This is a genomic window from Leifsonia sp. ZF2019 (genome assembly GCF_019924635.1).
Taxonomy (GTDB): Bacteria; Actinomycetota; Actinomycetes; order Actinomycetales; family Microbacteriaceae; genus Leifsonia.
The window spans coordinates 3,838,455-3,851,259 of the sequence record NZ_CP065037.1; the positions used below are offsets into that span (position 1 = coordinate 3,838,455).

The 12,805-nt window shown below is 71.6% G+C and carries 9 protein-coding genes; 3 read left to right on the forward strand and 6 right to left on the reverse strand.

Annotated elements, in window-relative coordinates; all coding sequences use genetic code 11:
• Nucleotides 1-18: 18 nt before the first annotated feature.
• Nucleotides 19-1,626 (reverse strand): amidohydrolase, encoded by a 1,608-nt coding sequence (locus tag IT072_RS18755; RefSeq protein ID WP_223358349.1) that lies wholly within the window; start codon nucleotides 1,624-1,626, stop codon nucleotides 19-21.
• Between the two features lie 129 nt (nucleotides 1,627-1,755).
• Between IT072_RS18755 and IT072_RS18760 the strand changes: the two genes are divergently transcribed.
• Nucleotides 1,756-2,445: a TetR/AcrR family transcriptional regulator C-terminal domain-containing protein gene (locus IT072_RS18760; RefSeq protein ID WP_223358350.1), complete on the forward strand. Its 690-nt coding sequence runs from the start codon at nucleotides 1,756-1,758 to the stop codon at nucleotides 2,443-2,445.
• Between the two features lie 124 nt (nucleotides 2,446-2,569).
• Here the strand turns inward: IT072_RS18760 and IT072_RS18765 are convergent, their stop codons facing one another.
• Together IT072_RS18765 and IT072_RS18770 are read right to left on the reverse strand one after the other, a co-directional pair.
• Nucleotides 2,570-5,044, reverse strand: coding sequence for a beta-glucosidase H (locus IT072_RS18765; protein WP_223358351.1), 2,475 nt, complete (start codon nucleotides 5,042-5,044; stop codon nucleotides 2,570-2,572).
• 13 nt (nucleotides 5,045-5,057) lie between these two features.
• Nucleotides 5,058-6,455 carry an MFS transporter gene (locus tag IT072_RS18770; RefSeq protein WP_223358352.1) on the reverse strand — a complete coding sequence of 466 codons (1,398 nt, stop codon included), beginning with the start codon at nucleotides 6,453-6,455 and terminating at the stop codon, nucleotides 5,058-5,060.
• Nucleotides 6,456-6,598: 143 nt separating this feature from the next.
• On the opposite strand from IT072_RS18770, the gene IT072_RS18775 reads away from it, so the two are divergent.
• The gene (locus IT072_RS18775; protein WP_223358353.1) at nucleotides 6,599-7,621 is read left to right on the forward strand and encodes a LacI family DNA-binding transcriptional regulator; all 1,023 of its coding nucleotides are present in this window, start codon (nucleotides 6,599-6,601) and stop codon (nucleotides 7,619-7,621) included.
• An 88-nt stretch (nucleotides 7,622-7,709) separates the two neighbouring features.
• A complete protein-coding gene (locus IT072_RS18780) occupies nucleotides 7,710-9,089 on the forward strand; it encodes an alpha/beta hydrolase (RefSeq protein ID WP_223358354.1) in 1,380 nt (459 codons plus the stop codon).
• Nucleotides 9,090-9,229: 140 nt separating this feature from the next.
• On the opposite strand, the gene IT072_RS18785 is transcribed toward IT072_RS18780, so the two are convergent.
• The 3 genes from IT072_RS18785 to IT072_RS18795 form a co-directional block, all read right to left on the reverse strand.
• Nucleotides 9,230-10,420, reverse strand: coding sequence for a glycine C-acetyltransferase (locus IT072_RS18785; protein WP_223358355.1), 1,191 nt, complete (start codon nucleotides 10,418-10,420; stop codon nucleotides 9,230-9,232).
• 1 nt (nucleotide 10,421) lies between these two features.
• On the reverse strand, nucleotides 10,422-11,465 hold the full coding sequence (gene tdh, locus IT072_RS18790; protein WP_223358356.1) for an L-threonine 3-dehydrogenase: 1,044 nt from the start codon (nucleotides 11,463-11,465) through the stop codon (nucleotides 10,422-10,424).
• Nucleotides 11,466-11,570: 105 nt separating this feature from the next.
• The gene (locus IT072_RS18795) at nucleotides 11,571-12,767 is read right to left on the reverse strand and encodes a Gfo/Idh/MocA family protein (protein WP_223358357.1); all 1,197 of its coding nucleotides are present in this window, start codon (nucleotides 12,765-12,767) and stop codon (nucleotides 11,571-11,573) included.
• Nucleotides 12,768-12,805 lie beyond the last annotated feature (38 nt).

Genomic DNA, 12,805 nt, shown 5'->3' on the forward strand with positions numbered 1-12,805 from the left:
GGAGGAGCGGGTCGGCTCTCAGGCCCGGCGCACGCCTGCGACCCAGGCGCCGAGTACGGCGATCGAGCGCAGGTCGTGCGGGTCGACGGCGCGGGGATCGCGGTCGAGCCAGACGAGGTCGGGCGCGGCGCCGACGATGAGCTCGCCGCGGGTCGCCTCGGCGAAAGCCTGGCGGGTGACGCCGGCGGAGTACGCCTCCAGTGCGTCGGGCAGCGCGATGCGCTCGGCGGGGGTCCATCCCGCCTCGGGCACGCGCGCCGCGGTCTGCCGGGTGACCGCGGTCGCGATCCCGGGCCGCCAGTCGTTGTCGCTGACCGGCCAGTCGCTGCCGAAGGAGATGTGAGCCGTCTCCAGCAGCGTACGGATGCGGTACTGCAGCTGTTCGCGCTCCGGCCCGAGGCGAGGGAGCGTGAGGTCGAGCATCATGGGGTCGAGCTGCGCCCAGAGCGGCTCGAAGTTGGCGGTGACGCCGAGCGCGGCGAACCGCGGCAGGTCGGCCGGGTCCGCGAGCTGCACGTGGGCGATCACGGGGCGGCGGTCGCGCGGGCCGTTCGCGCGCTCGACGTGCTCGAACACGTCGAGCGCGGTGCGGCAGGCGGCGTCGCCGATCGCGTGCAGGTGCAGCTGGAAGCCGAGGCGGTCGAAGGTCGCGGCGGCCTCGGCGAGCTGGGCGGCCTCCCAGTTCGGAAGTCCGCGGTCGCCCGGGATGTCCGCGTAGTCGGCCAGCATCGCGGCGGTGTGGTTCTCGACGACGCCGTCGACGAAGACCTTGACCGTCGCCGCGGTGAGCAGGGGGTCGCCCAGCTCCTCGACGCGTCGGCGGGCCTCCACGAAACCGGGCACCTGGTCGCGCCAGCGGAACGGGTCGGCGCGCAGGGCCAGGTTGACGCGCGTGGAGAGCAGGCCGCGTTCGGCGGCGGCGAGGTACGCCTCCACCTCGGCCGGCTCGACCCAGGCATCCTGGATCCAGCTGACGCCGAGGGCCGCGTACTCGGCGGTGGCGAGGCGCAGCGCCTCCACGCGGTCCTCGTGCGTGCGGCCGGGCTCGACCGGTACGAGGAGGTCGACGGCGCCGGGCTCCTGCAGGATTCCGAGCGGCGTCCCGTCCGGGCGGCGCGGGATGCGGCCGAGCGCCGGCTCCGGGGTGTCGGCGTCGATGCCCGCGCGGCGCAGCGCCTCCGAGTTGACCCAGACCGTGTGGTAGTCCCAGGCGCGCAGCACGACCGGGCGGTCGGGAACGGCCTCGTCGAGCCAGCGGGCGTCGAACATCCCCTCGGGGGCGAGGGTCGCGTCGTAGCTGCCGCCGTAGATCCACTCCTGCTCGGGATGCGCCTCGGCCCACTCCTTCACGCACGCGACGATCTCGTCGACGCTGCCGCACGACCGCACCTGCGGCCCGAGCTTCTCCAGGCCGCCCTGCAGCGGGTGCGCGTGGCCGTCTCCGAATGCGGGGGCGAGGACGCCTCCGGCCAGGTCGATCACCTCGCCCGCGCCCGCGCTCAGCGCCAGGGCCTCGGCGCCGATCGCGGCGACGACACCGTCGACCACGGCGACAGCCTCGGCTTCGCGCGCATCCGCACGGTAGCCGGAGAGGATCCTCCCGTTGACGAAGACCGTCGTGCCCATTGCACCTCCGCAGTCCGACGCCGCAAAATGAACGACGTTCTTTTATTTCGTCAGAGACTAGGGCACGATCCGCGCGAGCGGAAGAGCAGGACCGGAATTCGTGCGCACCGCGGGGGTTAGGGTGTGATCGTGCCCCAGCCTCCGAGCGACACCCGCGCCGATCGACCGGCGCGTCGCGTCGGCCGGCCGACCACCACGGTGCTCACGCGCGACCTCATCGCGGAGGCCGCACTGCGCCTCCTCGACGAGGGCGGCACCGACGGGTTCACCATGGCCCGACTCGCCCAGACCCTCCGCGTGCGGCCCAGCGCCCTCTACAACCACGTCGACGGCAAGGAGGACGTCATCGCGGGCATCCGGGAACTCATCAGCGACAGGATCGATGTCAGCGCGTTCGCGACCGAGCCCTGGGATCGGGCGATGCTGCACTGGGCGTACTCGTACCGCGTCGCGTTCGCCGGCCATCCCCCGACCATCGCGATGCTCGCCACGATGCCGCTGCACGGCGCGCTGCGCACGATGCGGATGTACGACACGGTCGTCGCCGCCATGGTCGCCGCGGGATGGCCCGAGCCGGAGGTGCTGCCCACGATCGTCGCGGTCGAGTCGTTCATCCTCGGCTCGGCGCTCGACGCGGTCGCCCCGGGGGACATGTTCGACCCGACCGGAGCGGAGGCGGAGGTGCCGGCGTTCGCATCCGCGTACAGCGCCCGCGCAGCCGCAGTCGGGGACGCGCCTCCGGCCGACGGCGCCTTCGCGATCGGCCTGCACGCGCTGCTCGACGGCCTGCGCACCCGCTTCGCGACCTTCGCGCACTGACCGCCGCAACGCCGACACAGGGGTCGCGAACTGCCGCTCTGCGCGCGGCGAAGCGGCGGAATGCGACCCCCGTGCGTACCGGCCCGGGGTGGGCAGGACAGGGGTGGGCAGGACAGGGTGGCGGCTAGACGGTGAACTCCGCCGGGGTGCCGAGGGCGGCGACGGAGGTGCCGAGGCGGAGAGCGTAGACGCCCGGCTCGGTGCGCCAGGCGTGATCGTCGACGGACCAGTGCTGGAGGCTGCGCGGCTCGAGCTCGATCGTCGCGGTGATGGTCTCCCCCGGGTCCGCGTGGACCACCGCGTAGCCGGCGAGCCACAGCACCGGCCGGTCGAGGTCGGACGCGGTGACGCGTGAGAGATACGCCTGCACGACCTGCTTGCCCGGCCGGGTCCCCGTGTTGCGGACCGGGACGCTCGCGGTCAGGCCGTCGAGCGTCGTCGCGCCGAGCTCCCACGTCGTGTAGCCGAGGCCGTGACCGAACGGGATGGCCGGGGCCGGCCCGCCGAGCTGCTGACGGCGCACCCACTCCCGATACCCGACGTTCAGCTTCTCGTCGTAGAACAGCTTGCCGTCGACCGGCTCGACCTGCCAGACCGGCACGTCGTCCTCGCGCGCGGCCCAGGTGGTCGGGATGCGACCACCGGGCTCGCGGGAGCCGGTGAGCACGTCGGCGAGCGCGCCTCCCATCTCCTGTCCGGGGAACCAGGTGAGCACCACGGCCGGCGCGTCGTCGAGCCACGGCAGAACGACCGGGCCGCCCGAGTTGACGACGACCACGGTGCGCGGATTGGCGGCGAGGACGCGCCGGACGAGCTCGTCCTGGCCGTCCGGGAGACCGAGCCCCGCACGGTCGAAGCCCTCGGACTCCAGCGTCTCCGTGGTGCCGACGACGACGATCGCGGTGTCGGACTCCGCCGCGAGTGCGACCGCGCGCTCCAGCTCCTCGGCCGAATCCGAGAACGGCTCTTCGTAACCGAGGGTGAACATGACCGCGGCGAGCCCGGCCTGCATCTGCGGGCGGTGCTCGAGGCGCAGCCCGACGGTCTGCCCGGCGGAGAGACGCAGCGGGAACGACTGTTTCGGCGGGTTGAGGAACGCCATGAAGGGGTCGGTGCCCTCGGGGAAGAACAGGCCGTCGCTCTTCAGCTCGCCGTCGACCTCGAAACGGAACAGCCCGAGGCCGGCGAAACCGACCGCGTATTCGCCGTCCTCCGGCGCCGTGAAGGTCGCCGTCGCCTCGACGACGGCGGTCTCGCCGAGCACCGGATCCCCCAGCCAGATCAGCCGGCCGGAGAGGCGGTGCTCGTCGAGCAGCACCGCGCCGCCCGCGTCCAGGAACCGCACGTGCACCCCGGCCTCGCCGGTGACCGGATCGGTGGCGACGCGGCCGTCCAGCGGGAGGACGCTCTCGGTCGACCGGGCGCCGGGCGCGAACCGCACGCGGTCGGCGCCGAACGCCTCCTCGATCCCGTCCAGCGGTGTGACGACATGCTGCGGGAACACGGTCGCGGAACCGCCTCCCTGACTGCGCGCCACCCGCGCGTGCTGGCCGATGACGGCGATGCGGCCGCCCGTGCCGTCACTGTCGGGGTCGGCGGGTGCGAGGGGGAGCAGGCCGCCCTCGTTGCGGACCAGCACCATCCCATCGGCCGCCGCCTCCCGCAGCAACGCGTCGACGCTCTCCTGCGACCAGGGCTCCGCGAGCGGCGTCGCTGCCTCCACACCGTCGAGCGCACCCAGGCGACCGGCCAGACGGAGGATGCGACGCACCTTCTCGTCGACGTCGCTCTCGGCGACCGACCCGGCGCGCACGGCTTCGACCAGTGCGTCGCCCCACACGCCCTGCGGGCCGGGCATCGCGAGATCCTGCGACGAGACCGCGGCGGCGACCGTGTCGCGCACGCCCATCCAGTCGGAGACGACGACCCCGTCGAAGCCCCACTCCTCCTTCAGCGGCGAGCGCAACAGCTCGTTCTCGGTCATGGTCACGCCGTTGACCGAGTTGTACGACGACATGACGAGCCACGCGCCGCCCTCGACGACCATCCGCTCGAACGGCGCCAGGTAGACCTCGCGCAGGGTGCGCTCGTCCACCCGCACATCGACGGTCATGCGGTCGGTCTCGCTGTCGTTCGCGACGTAGTGCTTCGGCGTCGCACCGACCCCGCCCGACTGCACGCCCCGCACGTAGGCCGTGCCGATGACGCCCGAGAGCCACGGGTCCTCGCTGAACGCCTCGAAGTGGCGGCCGCCGCGCGGCGAGCGCTGGATGTTGACCGTCGGGCCGAGGGCGACCGCAACACCCTTGCGGCGGGCCTCGGCGGCGATCAGCTGCCCGAGCCGGTGGACACGCTCCACATCCCAGGAAGCGGCGAGCGACGTCGGCGACGGGAGGTTGGCGGACGCGTCGCGCTCGTCCCACAGCTGCCCGCGGATGCCGGCGGGCCCGTCGGAGACCACGATCGTGTCGAGCCCGATCTGTGGTTCGTCGTGCAGCGTCCAGAACGACGCGCCCGTCAGCAGGCGCACCTTCTGCTCCAGGGTGAGGGAGGCGAGGAGGCCGGCGATGACGTCCTCGGTGGTGATGGTGTCGGTCATGACGGTGGGACTCCTAGCGCACGGACTTGATCGGGAGGACAGCGAAGGCGCCCAGCAGGGCGATGACGATGCCGATGGGGAAGAGGGCGGTGTAGGTGTTGCCGAACGCGACGATGATCGCTCCGGCGATTCCGGGGGCGAGCGTCTGCGGCAGCGTGGCGGCGATGTTGAGGACGCCGAGGTCCTTCGCGAAGTCGTCCTTCGAGGGCAGGACCTCGCTCATGAGTGCGGTGTCGACGGCCTGGTAGGCGCCGAAGCCGAGGCCGGAGACGAAAGAGAACAGGAACATGCCCACCAGGGTCGGCATGATGAGCGGGAACAGCAGGGAGACGGCGAGGACGACGCCCGCCACGATGACCACCGGCTTGCGACGGCCGATCTTGTCGGAGAGCGGCCCGCCGATGAGCGTGGTGATGATGATGCCGACCAGGCTGACGAGGCTGAGCAGCGGCATCATCGCGACCGCGCCGTCGCCGAGGCCGATGTAGGACTGCAGAATGAAGAGCTGGTACCCCGTCACCATGAAGTAGCCGGCGTAGAGCAGCAGGCGACCGGTGAATCCCCAGAAGAAGTCGGGGTGCTTGCGGGGGCTCACCCAGAACGTCTGGAGGAAGGCCGCGAGGTTGAACGGCGGCTTCGGCTCCCCCTTGTTGGAGCGGTCCGGGTTGATGATGACGAACAGCACGATGACGATGAGCGCGATTCCCGCGAAGGTGAGGTAGCCGGCCGGGATGGCCTTGGCGAACTGCGCGGCGACGATCGATCCGCCCAGCGATCCGAGCATGAGACCCAGACCGGAGAGCGAGGCGAAGGTGCCGCGGGCGCCGCTCGGGACGCGGTCCGGCAGGATGGCCGAGAGCGGACCCTGCGCGAAGTTGTAGCAGACCTGCACCATGACCCACGCGATCGCGAGCTGGACGACGCCGTTCGCGGCGCTCATGAAGAGCAGCGACAGCCCGCCGAGCAGCACGCCCACGACCATCCACGGCGCGCGCCGGCCGAAACGGCTGCGCGTCCGGTCGGAGACGAGGCCCGCGATCGGCTGAGCGACCATCGCCGCGAAGGCGCCGATCGTCGCGACGATGGCGAGGGTGCCGTTCTGCGCCTTCTCGCCCACGAGCGCCTGGATCTGCAAGGGCAGCAGGATGCCGGGCACCGCTCCCCAGATCGCGAAGATGGCGATGTTGGCGACCAGCATCGAGAGCATCAGCTTGAGCAGCCGGCCCCGCACCTTGACCTTGTCGGGACGCTGCGCGGAGGTGGCGGTCGTCGGCGCGGCGGAGAACACCGAGTCGGCCGTGGTCAGGGTGGACCCGAGCGCCGCACTGTCGGGCACACCGGAGAGGTTGGAGGGGACGGTCGGCTGTACGGGGCGGGGACCGTCGGGAAGATCGTCAGACGTCGATGTCACGGGATGTCCTTTCAGAGCAGGCTTCGTTGCGTGCTAACACGCGTAACCATAAGTCACCCGCATCGCGAATACAACCCGATGCTCGGTTTTTGATTACGCGCATAACCGAACGCGTCCCCGTCCCGACCTAGACTGAACCCACCATGTTCACGCCCCAGGTCGTCAAAGCCCCGACCAGCGCCGACGTGGCGCTCGCCGCGGGGGTGTCACGTGCGACGGTCTCCTTCGTCCTCAACGACAAGCCCAACTCGCGCGTGTCGGACGACACCCGTCATCGCGTGCTCGAAGCGGCACGCCTGCTCGGGTATACACCGAACACCGCAGCGCGCTCGCTGGCGAGCGGGGAGGCGGTCGCCGGCCTTCTGGTCGCGTCGTCCGCGGTCGACCACGGCGCGAACGTCGAACGCACGCTGGAGCTGCTGCTCGCCCGTACCGTCGATGACGGCACGGACGCCCTCCGGCACGCGGACGTCTCGACCACGGGCGCGGAGGCCGCCCAACTGTGGGCCAAACTCCGCCCGGAGGCGGTGCTCGCCGAAGCGGACCGGTGCGACGCCGAGGCGACGGAGGTGCTGCGACTCGCGGGTGTCCGCGCGCTGATCGTGCACGGCAGGGAGCCGGTCGGGTACGCACCCACCCTCGTCATCCCGCAGCGGCCGTTCGGTCGAGTCGCCGTCGAGCACCTGCTGGGGCTGGGTCACCGTGAGATCGCCTTCCTGATGCCGACCGCCTCCTCCGCCATGGCGGACGAGCGGCTCGCCGGGGCGCAGGAGGCCGCCGCCGCGGCGCGAGTCCGGCTCACGATCACCCACGCGGCGTCGTCCGCGGAGACCGTCCGCGACTGGGCGCACGGCCTCCGCTACGCGGGCGCGGCCCCGACCGCCGTCGTCGCAGCGCACGACGGCCTCGCCATCGCGGCCATCCGCGCACTGACCGATGCCGGGCTCCGCGTGCCCGACGACCTCTCCGTGATCGGCGCCGACGACCATCCCGCCTCGGCCGACTTCATCCCCCGCTTGACGACCATCGCGTTCGACGCGGACGAGCTCGCGGGCGACCTGGTCGAGGCCTACACGACCATGCGGGCCGGTGGCAGGGTCGAGCGGGTCGACGCCCCCGCGATCCGGGTGCGGGCGCGGGAGTCGACGGGCGCACCCCACCCCTGAGGCGACTCTCACCCGCTCCGGGAGAGTTCTCACCTCGCGCTCGTCGTCCTGGCGGGGTCGGATGCGGTGGTGCACCTAGGGTGGAGGCATGGGGACCCTCGCCTGGCTCAGCCTGGCGCTCGCGATCGTCTGCGCGTACCCGGCGTGGCGGTTCGCTCGGCGCGCCTGGCGATTCCGCGCGCGTCCGACCGTCATCGCAGTGATCGCGACGCAGGTCGCGGCGCTCGTCGCGCTCATGCTCCTCGCTGCGCTGACGCCGCGCCCCGACCTCGGCGGTCTCGGCTGGTTCGCCGTGGGCCTCGCAGCGTCGCTCTTCCCGCTCGCGCTGGGCCACGCCGTCCAGAGCACGCGGCTGCGCGCGGTCGCCGTCGCGCTCGCGGCCATCGCCGGGCTGCTGACGGCGGGCATCGCGGTCATCGCGGTCGCCCCGGCCTTCTCGACCGTGACCGTCGCCGGCAAGCGCGTGCCCGTCACCGCGTCCACGCTGGTCGACGGCTATCAGCTGGCCGTGCACATCCCGCCCACCGCGTCCGGCTTCTCCTCCCGCGATGCGCACCTGTTCGTGCCGCCCGGGTGGATCCGCAATCCGTCGAGCACGCGCCCGGTCGTCATCATGATGATGGGCCAGCCGGGCAACCCGACGCTCGGCGCCACCCTCGACGCCCTCCACTCGCTCGGGACGGAGCGGTTGGACGACGCTCCGTTCGTGCTCGTCGTCGACCAGCTCGGCGCCAACGACAAGAACCCTCCCTGCAGCAACACCTCGGCCGGACAACTGGAGACCTTCCTGGCGCAGGACGTGCCGGACTGGGTGAAGTCCGAGCTCCCCGTCTCTGGCGACCGCGACGACTGGGCCGTGGCCGGGTTCTCCCACGGGGGCGAGTGCGCCGCGTACCTCGGGGCCAAGCGCCCCGACCTGTGGGCGAACGTCATCGACATCTCCGGCCCCGACAAGCCGGGCGAGTATCGTTCCGACCGCACTCGGGCGAAGTACTACGGCGGCAGCGAGGCCGAGTACGAGAAGTACTGGCCGGCGAAGGTGATGGCCGCGAGCGACTACACCGACCACCCCATGCGCGGGATCTTCGTCGCCGGGGCGGCCGACCCGCACTTCCGCCAGCAGGTGGAGGACACCGCCACGGCAGCCGAGAACGCGGGCTGGAAGGTGACCTACTGGGCGGTGCCCGGAGAAGGCCACTCGGGCCCCACGCTGACCAAGGGCCTCGCCACCGCGTACAACCAACTGATCCCGCTGTGGCTGAAGACGGGCGCAATCCTCAGCGGCGACCGCTTCCTCTGTCAGCCCGACCAGCCGAACCGGTCGTGCGGCGTGACGCAGGTCGCCGCCGTCGCCGGCACAGTCGCCATCGCCGACCTGTCGGCCCTCGCCGTCTTCCTCGGCGCCCAGCTGCTGCTGTTCTTCACGCGCCGACGCATCCCCGCCGCCGAGGTCGACTCCGCCTCCTGAACTCCGGAATTCTGCTGCGACGCGCCGCTCATGTTGCCGTCCGACCGGAGGTCCGTGGGCGAGCCGAGGAGATCTCCGGAATTGCTGGGTGGGGCGCAATGCGGGGCGGGACGGGGTGAGGCGGCGCGGCGCGGCGAGCGTCAGGCGGTCGCGACAATCTCCCTCGCCGCGGTGAAGGCGGCGACGCAGCGGCGGATCTCGTCGTCGGTGTGGGCCGCCGACAACTGCACCCGGATGCGGGCCTCGCCGCGCGGAACGACCGGGAACGAGAACGCCGTGACGTACACGCCGTGCTTCTGCATCTCGTCGGCGATCCGGGCCGTCAGGGCGGCATCGTGGAACATCACAGGGACGATGGGATGCTCGCCGGGCAGGAGCTCGAAGCCGGCCTCCGTCATCAGCTCGCGGAACAGGCGCGCATTCGCGACGAGGCGGGCGCGGAGGTCGTCCGACGCCTCCAGCAGGTCGAGCGCGGCGAGGGTGCCTGCGACGATCGACGGCGCGAGCGTGTTGGAGAACAGATAGGGCCGCGACCGCTGGCGGAGCAGGTCGACGACCTTCTGCCGCGACGCGACGTAGCCTCCGGAGGCGCCGCCGAGGGCCTTGCCGAACGTGCCGGTGTAGATGTCGACACGGTCGGCGACGCCGCAGAACTCCGGCGTGCCCCGGCCGTGCTCGCCGACGAAGCCGACGGCGTGCGAGTCGTCCACGAAGACGAGCGCGCCGAACTCGTCGGCCAGGTCGCAGATCTCGCGCAGCGGTGCGATGTACCCGTCCATCGAGAAGACGCCGTCGGTGACGATGACCGTGAAGCGGGCGCCGGCCTCTCGCGCCGCCTCGAGCTGCGCGCGCAGGTCGTCGAGGTCGCGGTTGCGGTAACGGAAGCGCTGCGCCTTGGAGAGGCGGATGCCGTCGATGATCGACGCGTGGTTGAGGGCGTCGGAGACGATCGCGTCCTCCGGGCCGAACAGCGTCTCGAAGACGCCGCCGTTCGCGTCGAAGCACGAGGAGTACAGGATGGTCGCCTCGGTGCCGAGGAACTGCGACACCCGCCGCTCCAGCTCCAGGTGCTGCTCCTGCGTGCCGCAGATGAAGCGCACGCTGGCCATCCCGTAACCCCACTCGTCGAGGGCGGACTTCGCCGCGTCGCGCAGGGCGGGATGATCGGCCAGACCGAGGTAGTTGTTGGCGCAGAAGTTGAGCACCTCGGCGCCGTCGGCGATGATCTGCGCCGACTGCGGGCCGTGGATGCTGCGTTCCCGCTTGGTCAGGCCCGCGGCCTCGATCTCCGCCAGCTGCCCCGCGAGGTGCTGCTCGAAACTCCCATACATCTCAGACCTCCGTCCAGTCGAGGATGACCTTGCCGCCGCCGGCCGACGCCGCCGCCGCGAAGCCCCGTTCCCACTCGCGCGCCGCGAAACGGTCGGACACGATCGACGCGATCGCATCGTGCAGCGGCTTCGAAGTCTGCAGCATCGCGCCCATCGCGTTCCACGTCTCGAACATCTCGCGGCCGTAGATGCCCTTGAGCGTGAGCATGTGGGTGACCACGATGCCCCAGTCGACGGCGATCGACTGCGACGGGAGGCCGAGCATCGCGATGCGCCCTCCGTGGTTCATGTTCTCGATCATCTGCGGGAGCGCGGTGGGCGCCCCGCTCATCTCGAAGCCGACATCGAAGCCTTCGCGCATCCCGAGCGCCTGCTGCGCCTGCCGGATGTCGTGCTGCGAGACGTCGACGGTGAAGTCGGCACCCATCCCCTGCGCGAGGGCGAGGCGCTGCGCGCTGACGTCGGTGCCGACGATGAAGCGCGCGCCCACGTGCCGGGCGACCGCGATGGCCATCAGGCCGATGGGTCCACAGCCGGTGACGAGCACGTCCTCCCCGACCACCGGGAACGCGAGGGCGGTGTGCACGGCGTTGCCGAGCGGATCGAAGAGCGCCCCGACCTCCGGCTCGATGGCGCTGTGGTGCACCCAGACGTTCGTCGCCGGGAGCACGAGGAACTCGGCGAACGCGCCGTCCCGCTGCACGCCGACGCCCTGTGTGCGGATGCACATCTGGCGCCGTCCGGCGCGGCAGTTGCGGCAGGTCCCGCAGACGATGTGGCCCTCGCCTGACACCAGATCGCCGACGGCGACATCGCGCACCAGCGGCCCGACCTCGACGACCTCGCCGAAGAACTCGTGGCCCGGCACGAGCGGCGCGGCCACGGCGGAGGCGGCCCAGTCGTCCCAGCGCTGGATGTGCAGATCGGTGCCGCAGATCCCGGTGCGCAGCACGCGGATCTTGACGTCCTCCGGCCCGGCCTCGGGCTCGGGGAGGTCGCGGAACTCGAGACCCGGCCCGGCCTCGCTCTTGAACAGGGCTCTCATAGCCACCTTCCTCGTCGACGGCCTTCGTGGGGCGCATCAAGTGGAGTCGAACGCGCCTCCCCCGCCTTGTGAGCGGGGAGGGAGGAGCGTTTCGCCGCTGACAGCCTAGACCACCGCATCACGGCCGGCCCCTTCCCGACCGCGCTGCCCGCCGTCGAAGTAGGCGCGCAGCTCGGCGTCGAGCTCGGGCACGGGGAGCAGCCCGCCGTCGCCGCGGAGGGAGGCCGTGGCGACGACGCCCGCGGCGACGGCATGGCGGGCCGCGACCGGCGAGGTGAGGGTCGTGCCGCCGTCGCGCACGAACGCGACGAACTCGTCGATGAGGAGCCGGTCCGCTCCTCCGTGGCCGCCCGCGCCCTCCGGGACGATGAACGTCTCGTCGGCCGGTGCCGCACCCGCGTGCCGCCGGTTCCACAGCCGCACCTCCGAGCCCGTCTCGTCACCGAGGTTCTCCAGCCGGCCCTCGGTCCCGATGACCGTGTAGTTGCGCCAGTAGTCGGGCGTGAAGTGGCACTGCTCGTAGGAGGCGAGCACCCCGCTGTCGAGCACCAGGTTCACCTGCGAGATGTCCTCGACGTCGACCACCGGGTTGAGCCCCTCCGCCGTGGTCGGCGGCCAGTTGTCGAGGCTGAACCAGTCGTGCATCCGCTCGCCCGAGCGGTCACGGCGGTCCTGGATGCCGCCGTAGACGCTGAGCGATCCGATCGCCTGCACCCGCCGCGAGTACCCGCCGCCCAGCCAGTGGATGACGTCGATGTCGTGCGCGCCCTTCTGGAGCAGGAGCCCGACAGACTTGGAGCGGTCCGCGTGCCAGTCCTTGAAGTAGAAGTCGCCGCCGTTGCCGACGAAGTGGCGGCACCACACGGCCTTCACCTCGCCGATCCTGCCCTCGTCGATGAGCCGTCGCATCAGGGTGATCACGGGCATGTGCCGCATGTTGTGACCGACGTAGAGCCGGGAGCCCGTGCGATGCGCGGCCTCCAGGATGCGGTCGCAGTCGTCGATGGAGATCGCGAGCGGCTTCTCGCAGAACACGGCGACGCCGGCCTCGAGGGCGGGCACGGCGACCTCCGCGTGGCGGTCGTCCGGGGTGAGCACCATGACGGCGTCCACCCCCGAGGCGAGCAGCTCGTCGAGGCTCGGCGTGACGAGCGCGTCGGGGAACGCCTCCGCCGCCTGCGCGCGGGATCGCTCGCTGAGGTCGCACACCGCGACCACGCGCGATCCGTCTCCCGGACGGTGGGCCTCCCGGGCGAGATGGCCCCTCAGGCCGAAGCCGACGACACCGATTCTGACGTCCACGAACACTCCTCACGTGACAGGTGGATGGAAAAGAGATA

Coding starts and splice junctions, on each gene's coding strand:
- IT072_RS18755 (WP_223358349.1), bottom strand. CDS start 1,626: ATGGGCACGACGGTCTTCGTCAACGGGAGGATCCTCTCCGGCTACCGT.
- IT072_RS18765 (WP_223358351.1), bottom strand. CDS start 5,044: ATGACCGACACCATCACCACCGAGGACGTCATCGCCGGCCTCCTCGCC.
- IT072_RS18775 (WP_223358353.1), top strand. CDS start 6,599: ATGTTCACGCCCCAGGTCGTCAAAGCCCCGACCAGCGCCGACGTGGCG.
- IT072_RS18780 (WP_223358354.1), top strand. CDS start 7,710: ATGGGGACCCTCGCCTGGCTCAGCCTGGCGCTCGCGATCGTCTGCGCG.
- IT072_RS18785 (WP_223358355.1), bottom strand. CDS start 10,420: ATGTATGGGAGTTTCGAGCAGCACCTCGCGGGGCAGCTGGCGGAGATC.
- tdh (WP_223358356.1), bottom strand. CDS start 11,465: ATGAGAGCCCTGTTCAAGAGCGAGGCCGGGCCGGGTCTCGAGTTCCGC.